Origin of the sequence: Pseudomonas sp. (assembly GCF_040514055.1) — a bacterium.
GTDB lineage: Bacteria > Pseudomonadota > Gammaproteobacteria > Pseudomonadales > Pseudomonadaceae > Aquipseudomonas.
The window spans coordinates 94,450-107,590 of sequence record NZ_JBEVDL010000064.1 but is presented as its reverse complement, the minus strand read 5'-3'; the positions used below and the strand labels follow the sequence as shown (position 1 = coordinate 107,590).

Annotated in this window: 10 protein-coding genes; 5 read left to right on the top strand and 5 right to left on the bottom strand. The window is 66.0% G+C overall.

Annotated features, from left to right (window positions below; genetic code table 11):
- Positions 1-61: 61 nt before the first annotated feature.
- Positions 62-634 carry a xanthine phosphoribosyltransferase gene (locus ABWY06_RS15225; RefSeq protein WP_353926402.1) on the bottom strand — a complete coding sequence of 191 codons (573 nt, stop codon included), beginning with the start codon at positions 632-634 and terminating at the stop codon, positions 62-64.
- A 53-nt stretch (positions 635-687) separates the two neighbouring features.
- The gene (rep, locus tag ABWY06_RS15220; RefSeq protein WP_353926401.1) at positions 688-2,697 is read right to left on the bottom strand and encodes a DNA helicase Rep; all 2,010 of its coding nucleotides are present in this window, start codon (positions 2,695-2,697) and stop codon (positions 688-690) included.
- Positions 2,698-2,971: 274 nt separating this feature from the next.
- Here rep and ABWY06_RS15215 point away from each other — a divergent pair, with 274 nt between their 5' ends.
- Positions 2,972-4,651, top strand: a complete 1,680-nt coding sequence (locus ABWY06_RS15215) for a putative bifunctional diguanylate cyclase/phosphodiesterase (protein ID WP_353926400.1) — start codon at positions 2,972-2,974, stop codon at positions 4,649-4,651.
- Between the two features lie 12 nt (positions 4,652-4,663).
- Here ABWY06_RS15215 and ABWY06_RS15210 read toward each other — a convergent pair whose 3' ends face one another.
- Complete coding sequence (locus tag ABWY06_RS15210) at positions 4,664-6,055, bottom strand: NorM family multidrug efflux MATE transporter (protein WP_353926399.1); 1,392 nt, start codon at positions 6,053-6,055, stop codon at positions 4,664-4,666.
- Between the two features lie 176 nt (positions 6,056-6,231).
- On the opposite strand from ABWY06_RS15210, the gene ABWY06_RS15205 reads away from it, so the two are divergent.
- Positions 6,232-7,152: a LysR substrate-binding domain-containing protein gene (locus ABWY06_RS15205; protein ID WP_353926398.1), complete on the top strand. Its 921-nt coding sequence runs from the start codon at positions 6,232-6,234 to the stop codon at positions 7,150-7,152.
- A gap of 709 nt (positions 7,153-7,861) precedes the next feature.
- Here ABWY06_RS15205 and ABWY06_RS15200 read toward each other — a convergent pair.
- Both ABWY06_RS15200 and ABWY06_RS15195 read right to left on the bottom strand, forming a co-directional pair.
- Complete coding sequence (locus ABWY06_RS15200) at positions 7,862-9,355, bottom strand: YifB family Mg chelatase-like AAA ATPase (protein ID WP_353926397.1); 1,494 nt, start codon at positions 9,353-9,355, stop codon at positions 7,862-7,864.
- A gap of 37 nt (positions 9,356-9,392) precedes the next feature.
- On the bottom strand, positions 9,393-9,665 hold the full coding sequence (locus tag ABWY06_RS15195; RefSeq protein WP_353926396.1) for an accessory factor UbiK family protein: 273 nt from the start codon (positions 9,663-9,665) through the stop codon (positions 9,393-9,395).
- 419 nt (positions 9,666-10,084) lie between these two features.
- Between ABWY06_RS15195 and glnK the strand changes: the two genes are divergently transcribed.
- The 3 genes from glnK (at position 10,085) to ABWY06_RS15180 (ending at position 13,095) form a co-directional block, all read left to right on the top strand.
- Complete coding sequence (gene glnK, locus ABWY06_RS15190) at positions 10,085-10,423, top strand: P-II family nitrogen regulator (protein ID WP_353926395.1); 339 nt, start codon at positions 10,085-10,087, stop codon at positions 10,421-10,423.
- 37 nt (positions 10,424-10,460) lie between these two features.
- On the top strand, positions 10,461-11,777 hold the full coding sequence (locus ABWY06_RS15185) for an ammonium transporter (protein WP_353926394.1): 1,317 nt from the start codon (positions 10,461-10,463) through the stop codon (positions 11,775-11,777).
- A 67-nt stretch (positions 11,778-11,844) separates the two neighbouring features.
- Positions 11,845-13,095 carry an ammonium transporter AmtB gene (locus ABWY06_RS15180; RefSeq protein ID WP_353926393.1) on the top strand — a complete coding sequence of 417 codons (1,251 nt, stop codon included), beginning with the start codon at positions 11,845-11,847 and terminating at the stop codon, positions 13,093-13,095.
- Positions 13,096-13,141: the final 46 nt, after the last annotated feature.

Genomic DNA, 13,141 nt, shown 5'->3' with positions numbered 1-13,141 from the left:
CGGGCGGTCGCGAACAGCGCGTCGAGGTCGCCCTACGGCGGTGTAGCAGTCGCGTCGTTTCTCAGTCGAGAAAACTGACCTGGCCGCCGGCCAGCGATTTAACCCGCGCCAGGGATTCCACCCGGTAACCCTGCGCGTCCAGTTCCTGGCGACCGCTCTGGAACGACTTCTCGATAACGATGCCAATGCCCGCGACCTGGGCGCCGGCCTGGTCGATGATGGAGATCAGCGCCTGGGCAGCTTTGCCGTTGGCCAGGAAGTCGTCGATGATCAGCACGCGGTCGTCGCGGCTCAGGTGCCGCGGTGAAATGGCCACGGTGCTTTCGACCTGCTTGGTGAAGGAGTATACCGAGGCGCTGAGCAGGTGTTCGGTGAGGGTCAGGGACTGGTGTTTGCGCGCGAAGATCACCGGCACCCCGAGTTTCAGGCCGGTCATGATCGCCGGCGCGATGCCGGAGGCCTCGATGGTGACGATCTTGCTGATGCCCGCCTCGGCGAAGCGCGCAGCGAACTCGTCACCGATCTGCTGCATCAGCTGCGGGTCGATCTGGTGGTTGAGAAAGGCGTCGACCTTGAGCACCTGGTCGGACAACACGATGCCGTCCTCGCGGATCTTTTGTTTCAATGCTTCCACGCCTGTTACCTCTGCGGGGGCCTGCCGGGCGGCAGGCGAACGGGTGGGGCTGCTCAGCGCTTGAGCAGCGCCCGGATATCGGCCAGGGCCGTGTTGCCGCGCACCGCCTTGACCTCTACCGGGGTGTCGTCCAGGCCTTCCCAGGCCAGGTCGTCGGGCGGCAGTTCGTCGAGGAAGCGGCTCGGCGCGCAGTCGATGATCTCACCGTATTGTTTGCGTTTGGCGGCAAAGGTGAAGGCCAGGGTCTGGCGCGCGCGGGTGATGCCGACATAGGCCAGGCGACGTTCCTCCTCGATGGTGTCGGCTTCGATGCTGGAACGGTGCGGGAGGATTTCCTCCTCCATGCCCATGATGAACACGTAGGGGAACTCCAGGCCCTTGGAGGCATGCAGGGTCATCATCTGCACCCCTTCGGCGCCGTCCTCCTCTTCCTGCTGGCGCTCCAGCATGTCGCGCAGGACCAGCTTGCCGATCGCGTCCTCGACGGTCATGTCGCCGTCTTCGTCCTTCTCCAGGGTGTTCTTCAACGCCTCGATCAGGAACCAGACGTTGTTCATCCGGTACTCGGCGGCCTTGTCGCTGGAGCTGTTGGTGCGCAGCCAGTTCTCGTAGTCGATGTCCATCACCATGCTGCGCAGCGCGGCAATCGGGTCGGCCTGGGCACACTGCTGGCGGACCCCGTCCATCCAGTGCTTGAAGCGCTGCAGGCGCTCGGTGTAGCGGCTGTCGAGGTGCTCGCCGAGACCGATCTCGCTGCTGGCCTGGTACATCGAGGTCTTGCGTTCGGTGGCGTAGTTGCCGAGTTTTTCCAGGGTGGTCGAACCGATTTCCCGGCGCGGCACGTTGATCACCCGTAAAAAGGCGTTGTCGTCGTCCGGGTTGACCAGCAGACGGAAGTAGGCCATCAGGTCCTTGACCTCCTGGCGGCCGAAGAAGCTGTTACCGCCGCTCAGGCGGTAGGGGATCTGGTGGTGCTGCAGCTTCAGCTCGATCAGCTTGGCCTGGTAGTTGCCGCGGTAGAGGATGGCGAAATCGCTGTAGGGCCGATCGCTCTTGAGGTGCAGCGTGAGGATTTCCACCGCCACCCGTTCGGCCTCGGCGTCCTCGTTGCGGCAGCGGATCACGCGGATTTCGTCGCCGTGGCCCATTTCGCTCCACAGCTGCTTTTCGAAGGCGTGCGGGTTGTTGGCGATCAGCACGTTGGCGCAGCGCAGGATGCGGCTGGTGGAGCGGTAGTTCTGCTCCAGCATGACGACTTTCAACGAGGGGTAGTCGTCCTTGAGCAGCATCAGGTTTTCCGGGCGGGCGCCGCGCCAGGCGTAGATCGACTGGTCGTCGTCGCCGACCACGGTGAACTGGTTGCGGCTGCCGATCAGCAGTTTCACCAGCAGGTACTGGCTGGCGTTGGTGTCCTGGTATTCGTCCACGAGCAGGTAACGCACCTTGTTCTGCCATTTTTCCAGGATATCGGCGTGCTCCTGGAACAGCTTCACCGGCAGCAGGATCAGGTCGTCGAAGTCCACCGCGTTGTAGGCCTTGAGCGTGCGCTGGTAGTGCAGGTAGACCACCGCGGCGGTTTGCTCCTTGGGGTTACGTGCTTTTTCCAGGGCCTCGGCCGGCAGGATCAGGTCGTTTTTCCAGGAGCCGATCATGCTCTTGATCTCGTCGACGCCGTCGTCGCCGGCGTACTCCTTCTGCATCAGGTCGGTCATCAGGGCTTTGGTGTCGGTGTCGTCGAAGATCGAGAACCCCGGCTTGTAGCCCAGGCGCAGGTGCTCCTTGCGGATGATGTTCAGGCCCAGGTTGTGGACGGTCGAGACCGTCAGGCCGCGGCCTTCGCTGCCCTGCAGCAGGGTACCGACCCGCTCCTTCATTTCCCGCGCGGCCTTGTTGGTAAAGGTCATGGCGACGATGTGCTGGGCGCGGATGCCGCACTTCTGGATCAGGTAGGCGATCTTGCGCGTGATCACGCTGGTCTTGCCGGAACCGGCGCCGGCGAGCACCAACAAGGGGCCGCCGACGTAGTTCACGGCTTCCTGCTGCCGGGGGTTGAGTCGGGACATGGGGGTGCTCGCACAGAAGTGGGCGCGCATTTTAGCAGGCCGCCAGGTTTGTGCCGTCACCGTCCGTAAGTGTGTGACGGCTCGCTTGATGGCACCCTGCCAGGGTTTGGATATCAGCGCCAAAGGGGTACGCTTGTCCCGGGTTCCGCGAGAGGCGGGCCCGCCGCCCGTTGGGCGGGGTGAGACAGAACTGCACAGGGATGCGCAAAAAGACGCCGATCACGGCGCAGGCCGGCGTTAGCGCCGCCACATTTCTGTGACCTGGGGAGGTCGCGTGTCCACGCCTGTAGAACCTTTGCGAGTGGTCGTATTGGCCGAAGCGCCCGAATGGGCTGAATTGTTACGGGAGCGGTTGCAGGCACTGGGGCGTCCTTCGACGCTGATCACCGCGCCCTCCTGGGAAGCGGCCAGCAGCCTGTTCGATGATCGCGGCCAGGGGCTGTTGCTGGCCACGCCGGGCTGTCTGCCGGCACCCGGACGCTGCGCGCTGCCCACCCTATTGCTGCTCGAGCGCGAGCCCGCCGAACCGCCCTTGGGCGTCAGCGACTGGCTGGTGCGCGAGACCCTGTCGGCCGAGGTGCTGCGGCGTAGCCTGCGTTACGTGCGCGAGCAGGGCCAACTCAAGGATACCCTGCTGCGCCTGGCCGAGCAGGATCCCTTGACCGGGATCGCCAACCGCCAGGGTTTTCACACCTTGCTGGCGGCGCGCCTGGCCGAGGATGGCGCCCTGGGCCTGACCCTCGGGCATCTGGACCTGGACAATTTTCGCCATGCCAACGACACCCTCGGGCATCAGGGCGGCGATCGCCTGATCCTGCAGGTGGTGGCGCGGCTGAAAGGGCAGTTGGAGTCCTGTGACCAGCTGGCGCGTCTGGGCAGCGACGAGTTCGCCCTGCTGCTCGACACCCGCCGCGACCCGGCGCGCGCCGAGCGTATGGCCGTGCGCATCACCGAGGCCTTATCCGAGCCCTACTGGGTGGATGGCGAGAGCCTGCTGATCGGCTGCAGCCTGGGGCTGGCCGCTTCGGCCGCCGAGCTGGGCGCCGACCCGCTGATGTGGCATGCGCATATCGCCATGCAGCAGGCCAAGGGCGCCCAGGGCTGCACCTTCTATTGCTACGACGCGCGCTACAACCGCGGCGCGCACAGCCTGGCGGAGCAGGAGAGCGAGCTGCGCCGGGCCTTGCGCCGCGACGAGCTGGAACTGCACTACCAGCCACGCTTGTGCCTGCGCAGCGAGCGCATCGTCGGCCTGGAGGCGCTGGTACGCTGGCGCCATCCCACACGCGGCTTGCTGGCGCCCGGCGAGTTCGTGCCGCTGGCCGAGGAGAGTGGCCTGATCGTGCCGCTCGGCTACTGGGTGATCGCCCGCGCCCTGCGCGATATGCAGTGGCTGCGTGGGCGCGGCGTGGCGCCCTTGCACATGGCGATCAACCTGTCGTTTCGCCAGTTCCAGGATGGCCAGTTGCTGGCCACCTTGCAGCGCCTGATCCAGGAGCGCGGCGTCGACGCCCGCTGGCTGGAATTCGAATTGACCGAGACCGCGGTGATGCGCCGCAGCGACCGGGTGCAGCAGACCATGCTGGCGCTCGGGCAGTTGGGGGTGCGCTTCTCCCTGGACGACTTCGGCACCGGGTTTTCGTCCTTCGTGCACCTGAACAACCTGCCGATCACCTTGCTGAAGATCGACAAGAGCTTCGTCGCCGGCCTGGGCGCGGGTGCCGACAAGGGCCAACTGGTGCGCGCCATGATCAATCTGGCGCATAACCTCGAGCTCGAAGTGGTGGCCGAGGGCGTGGAGACCGTCGAGCAGCTGGAGCGCCTGCGCGAATACGGCTGCGATCAGGTGCAGGGGTTCCTGATCAGCAAGTCGCTGCCGCTGACCGAGCTGGCGCGCTTTCTGGTGTTCGGCGTACGCCAGGCGCTGCGCGGCGAGCGTCAGATCAGCGATTAGCGCCGCGAACCGCTAGACCGACAGTGGGGCGCCCTTGTCGGGCGTCGCACTGGGTTTTAGCATCCGTGCGGTTTTCCACTCGAAGCCCAGGGTCAGGCCCACCGCTGCGCAGGCCAAGCCTGCCGCCAGCCCCCACCAGACCCCCGGCGCGCCCCAGCCTTGGGGAAAGGCCAGCCACCAGGCCACCGGTGCGCCGATCAGCCAGTAGCAGCCCAGGCCGACCCAAAAGGTGGTGTTGGCGTCCTTCAGGCCACGGATCGCGCCCATGGCGATGGTCTGGATGCCGTCGAACAGCTCGAACCAGGCGGCCACGGCCAGCAGGCCGACGGCCAGGGCGATGACCTCGGCGTAGGCCGGGTTATCGTGGTCGAGAAACAGCCCGATCACCCATTCGGGCTTGAGCCAGAACAGCGCGGCGAACACCAGCATGCAGGCGGCGCCCAGGGCGATGCCCAGGCGGCCGGCGCGGCGTGCCTCGTCCAGGCGGCCGGCACCGTAATGTTGGCCGATGCGCAGGGTCACCGCATAGGACAAACCCACCGGTACCATAAAGGCCACCGTGACCGATTGCAGGGCAATCTGGTGCGCGGCCAGCTGGGCGCTGCCCAGGGCGCCCATGCACAGGGCGGCGAAGGTGAACAGCCCGGATTCCACGGCATAGGTGCCACCAATGGGCAGGCCCAGGCGCAGCAGGTCGTCCAGGGCGCGGCGCGACGGGCGCCACAGGTCCTTGCCGAGCTGGTAAATCCGATACGCCGGGTGACGGAACACGTGCCAGGCCAGCAGCAGCGCCATCACGCTCATCACCAGCGTGGTGACCAGGCCGATACCGGCCAGGCCCAGGCGCGGCAGGCCGAACAGGCCGTGGATAAAGGCGTAGTTGAGCAAAAAATTGGCCAGGGCCCCGCCAATGCTGATGGCCATTACCGGACCGGCGCGGCCGATGGCGCTGGTAAAGCCACGCAAGGCCATAAAGGTCAGGTAACCGGGCAGGGCGAACACCAGGGTCGACAGGAACTGCATGGCCCGCGCGACGTTGTCCGGGGTTTGCCGGGCCAATAACAACAAGGGCTCCAGGTTCCACAGTAGCAGCCCGGCCCCCAGCGCTAGGCCCCAGGCCAGCCACAGCCCGGTTTGGGTCAGGCGCGCAGCGCCCGGGTTATCGCCAGCGCCGTGGCGGATGGCGACCAGGTTGCCGATCGCTCCCAGGATGCCGACGCAGAGGATCGAAACGAAGGAGTAGCTGGCTGCGCCCAGGCCGCCACCGGCCAGTTCGGCCGGGCCGAGCAGGCCCATCATCAGGGTGTCGGTAAAGACCATCAGCACGTGGGCCAATTGGGCGGCGATCAGCGGGCCGGCGAGGGTCAGCAGCGCTCGCAGTTCCCGGCGCAGGGGGTGGGACATGACTCATACTCACTAAAAGGAAAACCGCGGGCAGCCGCTGCCGCGCTGGTTCAGCCATTATTTCTGTGATGCAAGGCCCGGCACAAAGGGAAAAAAAACGTGGCAGTGATGAGTTAAACTCAACTATTGGACTTCCCTTATCTACCTGGCCGTCCAGGTTTCCGAGCGCAACCACCATGTCTCGCCGCTTACCCGCCCTGTATGCCTTGCGTGCCTTCGAGGCCGCTGCCCGGCATGCCTCCTTGACCCGGGCCGCCGAGGAGCTGGCGCTGACCCCCAGCGCGGTAAGCAAGCACGTGCACAGCCTGGAGGCCTATTTCGGCTGCCGGTTGTTCCAGCGCCAGGGTCGCCAGTTACAGCTGAGCGAGGCCGGACGCAGCTTGCTACCGGGCCTGAACCAGGGCTTCGACGCCCTGGAGCAGGCCTGCGCCAGCCTGCAGGTCGACGAGCGTGAGTTGCGCCTGAAGGCGCCGCCGACCATCTCGATGCGCTGGCTGCTGCCGCTGTTGTCGACTTTCCGCAACCAGGAGCCGGATATAGAGGTGCTGCTGACCAGCGCCTGGATGGCCGCCGACCGGGTGGATTTTGACCGCGAACCCTTCGACTGCGCGGTGTTGTTGGCCGAGCCGCCGTTTCCCGAAGACTGGCAAGCCACGCTGCTGTTCGCCGAATGGCTGATCCCGGTCTGCGCCCCGAGCCTGGTCGGCGCGGCCCCCTGGTCGCCCGGCCAGCTGCGGGTCGCCAACCGCCTGCACCCGACCCATGACCGCCGCGACTGGCGCCAGTGGCTGGAGGGTCAGGGCCTGCAGGACGAAAGCTGGCTGCGCGGCGGGCAGGTGTTCGACACCCTGGAGCTGGCCATCACCGCCGCCGCGCGGGGTTACGGTGTGTCGATCGGTGATCTGGTGCTGGTGGCCGAAGACGTGGCGGCGGGACGCCTGGCGTTTCCGCTGCACAGCGCCGTGGCCAGCGGCTTGTCCTATTACCTGGTCTGCCCCAGGGCTCGCGCCGAGCAGCCCAAGCTGGCGCGGCTGCGGGCGTTTTTGCTGCAGGCGGTGGCGGCCTTGGAGCTGCCCCAGGTCGAAGTCCGGGGGTAAGTGACCTGTTTGAGTTGATTCACCCTGTACCGGCGACCCGGCCGGAGGTTGCTTGCCGGCGGCGTGGCAGGTCGCATGTGAGCGGGCCCAATCAATCCTGGAGATCGCACCGTTCAGATGGGTAGTCCATGCGGGGTGTGGAAAACAGGGCTGAACCCTGCTTCAGGCAAGCGGCAACGTGAGGAAATGGGCAGATCCTTTTTCCCTGGGACGCCAACCGCTCGCGAGGCCTTGTAGAACAGCCCGCTCCACCCAGGCAGGAGTAACGACAGCGCTGGGTGCAGTGACCCAATTGTCTGGCCGCGCTTGCTCGAGGTTGGCCACCAGAACCGATTGCCCCAAGGATTCGAGCTGAACGGCAAAGGACACCCCACCCCATGCATTGCCTTGGCAGTAAGTCGGTCTGGATCGGACGGTCCAGCGATACACGTCGCCATCCACGACGATCCGGCGACTGCCCTTTTTTGCGATTGCCATCGCGCGCGCTCTTCAACTTCGTCTCGGTTGAAGAATACTCTTCTGAACCTTGAGTTAAAGCTGCTCTGGCCTACGCATCAGACAGCCCCGATGCCCCCCAGATTCCAGTCATACCCGCGCAGGCAGGTATCCAGTGACTTCGGCGCGCCCGGGTTCCCGCCTTCGCGGGAACGACGATGAACAGATAGCCCCCTACAGGCCCCACCTGCGCGAGCTGCGGCAGCAGGCTGGTTTAGCTCAAATTCAGTCGGTATTGCAGCGCCTCGCCAAGCTGTTGGCGGCCGATGGCCTCGAGGCCTTCCAGGTCGGCCAGGGTCCGGGCCACCTTTAAAATGCGATGGGCGCTGCGCAGCGACAGGTTCAAGCGTTCGCAGGCCTGTTCCAGCCAGGCCTGGTCGGTGGCGGTCAGCGCGCAATGGGCGCGCAGCCCCTGCAGGTCGAGAAAGGCATTGGCGCGGCCCTGGCGGCGGTGCTGGCAGGCGCGCGCGGCGGCCACCTGCGCAGCCGCCTCGGCGCTGCCGCCAGCTTCGCCGTCGGGCAGGCCCAGCTGGGTACTTTCCCGGGCGACCGTCAGGTGCAGGTCGATACGGTCGAGCAGCGGGCCGGACAATTTGCCGCGGTAACGCTGGACCTGGTCCGGGGTGCAGCGGCAGCGTCCACCCGGATCGCCCAGGTAGCCACAGGGGCAGGGGTTCATGGCCGCCACCAGCTGAAAACGGGCGGGGAAACGCACCTTGTCATGGGCCCGGGCGATCACGATTTCACCGCTTTCCATCGGCTCGCGCAGCACTTCCAGCACCTTGCGGTCGAACTCGGGCAGTTCGTCGAGAAACAGCACGCCGCAGTGGGCCAGGGTGATCTCGCCGGGGCGCGGGCGGCTGCCGCCGCCCACCAGTGCCGCCGCCGAAGCGCTGTGGTGGGGGTGGCGGAACGGCCGTTGTGGCCAGTTCTGCAGCGGCACCTGGCTGGCGATGGAATGGATGCTGGCCACTTCCAGCGCCTCGTCTTCGTCCAGCGGCGGCAGCAGGCCCGGCAAGCGGCTGGCCAACAGGGTCTTGCCGGTGCCCGGGGGGCCGCTGAACAGCAGGTTATGGGCGCCGGCCGCGGCCAACAGCAAGGCCCGCTTGGCCGCGACCTGCCCCTGTACGTCGGCCAGGTCCGGGTAGGGCGGGGTGGCTCGCTGCAACCCCGTGGCCTGGTAAAAGGCCAGTGGGGTGCGCCCCGTGCAGTGGGCGGCCAGCTCCAGGAGGTGCCCGGCGGCGATCACCGCCAACCCGGACGCCAGGCAGGCTTCTTCGGCATTCGCCCGCGGCACCACCAGGGTGCGCCCGGCGGCACGTGCCGCCAGCGCCGCCGGCAACACGCCCTGAACCGGGCGCAGGGCGCCGGACAGGGCCAGCTCGCCGAGGCACTCGAGGTCCTGCAGGGCGCTGGCCGGCAATTGCCCGCTGGCGGCGAGGATGCCCAGGGCAATCGCCAGATCGAAGCGCCCACCGTCCTTGGGCAGGTCGGCAGGGGCCAGGTTGACAGTGATGCGCCGGGGGGCGAAGTCGAAGCCGGCGTTGAGGATGGCACTGCGCACCCGGTCCTTGCTTTCCTTGACCGCGGTTTCCGGCAGCCCGACCAGGGTCATGCTCGGCAGGCCGTTGGCCAGGTGGACTTCAACCGTTACGGCCGGGGCTTGCACCCCGACTTGGGCGCGGCTGTGGACGATGGCCAGGGACATGGATCACTCCTTGATCGCATGCCGCCCACGAGGGCGTTTACTCGGTGGGCGGAGCGGGCTGCGGGGTGGTGCCGGCTTCCAGCGCGGCAACCTTGGCTTCCAGGGCTTCCAGGCGCGCGCGGGTGCGGGCCAGCACGGCCATCTGGCTGTCGAATTCTTCGCGGCTGACCAAGTCGAGTTTGCTGAAGCCGCTTTGCAGCAGCGCTTTGAACTGGGTCTCGAACTCACCGCGGGGCAACGGGCTTTCGCCGTTGAACAGGCGCGAGGCGTGGCCGCTGAGGGCGTCGAGCAGGGCTTTGGGGGGGAGCATGGCGAAGTTCCTCGGTCTGACGGCGGCCAGTGTAGCACGGGGTCCGTGCCGCTCAGTTGGCAGGCGGCGTTGCACGATTTTGAGCGCGGCCGGTGCAGTGGGCGCACCAAAGCTGTGCGCGCGCTGGCGGGCCTCATGCCTCTTGGCCCCGGCAGGTCCGGTTAAACGCCTGAAAAAATTGGTTTTTCGGGAACTGGCAAGCTTTCTGCTTAGTTGCTGGGGACGCGGGCACCAACGCGGTTCCAGTACCGGTTGCGGTGCGGCAGGCGAAAGGCGCAGCGGTTTCGCCAGGAACGGTCGGTTGACGTCAAAGCGGTCGAGTGCAGGCGGTCGACGCATTACAAAAGCCGGACACAGCGCTTAGACTTGAGCCGGGGTCGTATTCCTGGGGCAAGTCCACCTACACGGGAGAGAGTTTCATGAAACTAGTCACTGCCATTATCAAACCGTTCAAGTTGGACGACGTGCGCGAATCGCTGTCGGACATCGGGGTGCAGGGCATCACCGTTACCGAAGTCAAAGGCTTCGGCCGCCAGAAGGGCCATACCGAGCTGTACCGGGGCGCCGAATACGTGGTCGATTTTCTGCCCAAGGTGAAAATCGATGTGGCGATTGCCGATGAGCAGCTCGATCGCGTGATCGAGGCCATCACCAAGGCGGCCAATACCGGCAAGATCGGCGACGGCAAGATCTTCGTGGTCAACCTGGAACAAGCCATCCGCATCCGTACCGGCGAAACCGATACCGACGCAATCTAAGCGTACGACCCCCTCAAAACGCCCCAGGAGATACACCATGACTCTGCGTCGATTCGCAGGGCTAGGAGCCCTGTTGTCCCTCGTTACCCCCGGCCTGGCCCTGGCGGACGAGGTCGTGTTGAACAGCGGTGACACCGCGTGGATGCTGACCGCCACCGTGCTCGTGCTGTTTATGACCATTCCCGGCCTGGCGCTGTTCTACGGCGGCATGGTGCGCTCGAAGAACCTGCTGTCGGTGATGATGCAATGTTTCGCCATCACCGGCCTGATCAGCATCCTCTGGGTGGTGTACGGCTACAGCCTGGCGTTCGACGCCACCGGCATGGAAGATCATGTCATCAACTTAAATTCCTTTGTCGGCGGCCTGTCCAAGGTCTTCCTCAATGGCCTGACCCCCGCCAGCCTGACGATGACGGTTCCGGAAAGCGTGTTTATCGTCTTCCAGATGACCTTCGCCATTATCACCCCGGCGCTGATCGTCGGGGCCTTCGCCGAACGCATGAAGTTCTCGGCCATGCTGATCTTTATGGGCATCTGGTTCACCCTGGTCTACGCCCCGATCGCGCATATGGTCTGGGGTGGCGCGGGTGGATTGCTGTGGGATTGGGGTGTGCTGGACTTCGCCGGCGGCACCGTGGTGCATATCAACGCCGGTGTCGCCGGCCTGGTGGCCTGCCTGGTGCTGGGCAAGCGCAAAGGCTTCCCGACCACCGCCATGGCCCCGCACAACCTGGGCTACACCCTGATGGGTGCAGCCATGCTCTGGGTCGGCTGGTTCGGCTTCAACGCCGGCTCTGCCGTCGCCGCCAACGGCACTGCCGGCATGGCCATGCTGGTGACCCAGATCGCCACCGCGGCGGCGGCCCTGGGCTGGATGTTCGCCGAGTGGGTCACCCACGGCAAACCCAGTGCCCTGGGCATCGCCTCCGGTGTGGTCGCCGGTCTGGTCGCCGTGACCCCGGCGGCCGGTACCGTGGGCCCCATGGGCGCCCTGGTGATCGGCCTGGCCGCCGGCGTGATCTGCTTCTTCTGCGCCACCAGCCTCAAGCGCAAGCTGGGCTATGACGACTCCCTGGACGCCTTTGGCGTGCACGGCATCGGCGGCATCGTCGGCGCGATCCTGACTGGCGCCTTCGCCGCACCGGCCCTGGGCGGTTTCGGCACCGTCACCGATATCCCGGCGCAGCTGTTCATCCAGTTCAAGGGCGTGGCCTTCACCGTGCTCTACACCGCCATCGTCACCTACGTGATCCTCAAGGTCCTCGACCTGATCATGGGCCTGCGGGTCAGCGACGAGGAGGAGACCGTGGGTCTCGACCTCGCCCAGCACAACGAGCGTGGCTACAACCTGTAAAACGAACCAGAAAAACGCCCGGTTCGCCGGGCTTTTTTTTGACTGGCGTTTGGCCTGAGGTACACCCATGGACGATACGGCTCTGATTCCCCTGCAGTACGCGCTCGACACCTTTTATTTGCTGATGTGCGGCGCCCTGGTGATGTGGATGGCGGCGGGCTTCGCCATGCTCGAGTCCGGGCTGGTGCGGGCCAAGAACACCACCGAGATCCTGACCAAGAACATCGTGCTTTATGCCCTGGCCTGCGTCATGTACCTGCTCGTCGGGTATCAATTGATGTACGGCGGCGCGCCGGGCGGGGTGCTGCCCAGCCTGGGATTTGGCATCGGCGTCGAGCACGCTCCGGCGCGGGTCGCTGCCGGCGGGGAGGGCGCGCCTTACTATGCCAAGCGCGCGGACTTTTTCTTCCAGGTGGTGTTTGCCGCCACCTGCATGTCGATCGTCTCCGGCGCGGTGGCCGAACGCATGCGGCTGTGGGCCTTCCTGGCGTTCGCGGTGGTCATGTGCGCGCTGATCTACCCGGTGCAGGGCTACTGGAGCTGGGGCGGCGGCTTTCTCAAGCAGGCCGGCTTCAAGGACTTCGCCGGCTCCGCTGTCGTCCACCTGGCCGGCGCCACCGCGGCCCTGGTGGGGGTCCTGCTGCTCGGGCCACGCAAGGGCAAGTACGGACCCAAGGGCCAGATCAGCGCCTTCCCGGGCGCCAACCTGCCGCTGGCGACCCTGGGCACCCTGATTCTCTGGTTCGGCTGGTTCGGCTTCAACGGCGGCTCGCAGTTGAAGATCAGCAGTATCGAGGACGCCAATGGGGTGGCCGCGGTGTTCGTCAACACCAACCTGTCCGCGGCCGGTGGGCTGTTGGCGGCTCTGGTGCTAGCGCGCCTGCTATTTGGCAAGGCCGACCTGACCATGATCCTCAACGGTGCCCTGGCCGGGCTGGTGGCGATCACCGCCGAACCGGCCACGCCGACGCCGCTGGCGGCGCTGGCGATCGGCGCGCTGGGTGGCGTGCTGGTGGTGTTCAGCATCCTGCTGCTGGACAAGTTGCACCTCGACGATCCGGTCGGGGCCATCTCCGTGCATGGGGTGGCCGGGACCTGGGGCGTGCTGGCAGTGCCGCTGACCAATGCTGACGCGCGCCTGGGCAGTCAGTTGCTTGGCCTGGGCTGCATCTTCGTCTGGGTGTTCCTCGCCAGCCTGGTGAGCTGGGGCCTGATCAAGCTGCTGATGGGGTTACGGGTCAGCGAGGAGGAGGAATACCAGGGGGTCGATATCACCGAGTGCGGCATGGAGGCCTACCCGGAATTCACCAAGGGCTGAGGCTTGTCTTGGGCTGCGCGTGGCGCCACCGAGGCAAGGCGAGCAG

What these genes read in the sequence shown, in the direction of transcription:
- rep (WP_353926401.1), bottom strand. Translation starts at nt 2,697, where the DNA reads ATGTCCCGACTCAACCCCCGGCAGCAGGAAGCCGTGAACTACGTCGGC.
- ABWY06_RS15210 (WP_353926399.1), bottom strand. Translation starts at nt 6,055, where the DNA reads ATGTCCCACCCCCTGCGCCGGGAACTGCGAGCGCTGCTGACCCTCGCC.
- ABWY06_RS15205 (WP_353926398.1), top strand. Translation starts at nt 6,232, where the DNA reads ATGTCTCGCCGCTTACCCGCCCTGTATGCCTTGCGTGCCTTCGAGGCC.
- ABWY06_RS15200 (WP_353926397.1), bottom strand. Translation starts at nt 9,355, where the DNA reads ATGTCCCTGGCCATCGTCCACAGCCGCGCCCAAGTCGGGGTGCAAGCC.
- ABWY06_RS15195 (WP_353926396.1), bottom strand. Translation starts at nt 9,665, where the DNA reads ATGCTCCCCCCCAAAGCCCTGCTCGACGCCCTCAGCGGCCACGCCTCG.
- glnK (WP_353926395.1), top strand. Translation starts at nt 10,085, where the DNA reads ATGAAACTAGTCACTGCCATTATCAAACCGTTCAAGTTGGACGACGTG.
- ABWY06_RS15185 (WP_353926394.1), top strand. Translation starts at nt 10,461, where the DNA reads ATGACTCTGCGTCGATTCGCAGGGCTAGGAGCCCTGTTGTCCCTCGTT.
- ABWY06_RS15180 (WP_353926393.1), top strand. Translation starts at nt 11,845, where the DNA reads ATGGACGATACGGCTCTGATTCCCCTGCAGTACGCGCTCGACACCTTT.